Annotated in this window: 1 protein-coding gene; it reads right to left on the reverse strand. The window is 57.0% G+C overall.

What is annotated here, in order from left to right; genetic code table 11:
• Window positions 1–54: 54 nt before the first annotated feature.
• Window positions 55–510 carry an Hg(II)-responsive transcriptional regulator gene (merR, locus tag AAY72_RS04765; RefSeq protein WP_057785792.1) on the reverse strand — a complete coding sequence of 152 codons (456 nt, stop codon included), beginning with the start codon at window positions 508–510 and terminating at the stop codon, window positions 55–57.
• Window positions 511–605 lie beyond the last annotated feature (95 nt).

Genomic DNA, 605 nt, shown 5'->3' on the forward strand with positions numbered 1-605 from the left:
GCGGTAGCGCTTGTTCAGGTAGGGGTCGTCTCAGAATTCGGAAAATAAAGCACGCTAAGGCGTAGTCACCCCGTGACTCCCCCGCGCCGATGCAGCGAGCTTCGTTCCGTCTTGCAGTGACGCAATCAGCGGGCAGGAAACGTTCCCTTTCCGCGCATGGCAGGCGCACGCCAGTTCAGACAGCACGGCCTCCATGCGTGCCAAGTCGGCCATCTTCTCGCGCACATCCTTGAGCTTGTGCTCGGCCAGGCCGCTGGCTTCCTCGCAATGGGTGCCATCCTCCAGCCGCAGTAGCTCGGCGATTTCGTCCAGGCTAAAGCCCAGCCGCTGGGCCGATTTCACGAACCGCACTCGTGTTACATCCGCCTCGCCATAGCGGCGAATGCTGCCATAGGGCTTGTCTGGCTCCGGCAGCAGGCCCTTGCGCTGGTAGAACCGGATGGTCTCCACATTGACCCCGGCCGCCTTGGCAAAAACGCCAATGGTCAGATTCTCAAAATTAATTTGCATATCGCTTGACTCCGTACATAACTACGGAAGTAAGCTTAAGCTATCCAAACCAAATTTGAAAGGACAAGCGTATGTCTGAACCACAAAAGTCTGAA

The sequence above is a fragment of the Alishewanella sp. WH16-1 genome, assembly GCF_001441695.1.
Taxonomy (GTDB): Bacteria; Pseudomonadota; Gammaproteobacteria; order Enterobacterales; family Alteromonadaceae; genus Alishewanella; species Alishewanella agri.

What these genes read in the sequence shown, in the direction of transcription:
- merR (WP_057785792.1), bottom strand. Translation starts at nt 510, where the DNA reads ATGCAAATTAATTTTGAGAATCTGACCATTGGCGTTTTTGCCAAGGCG.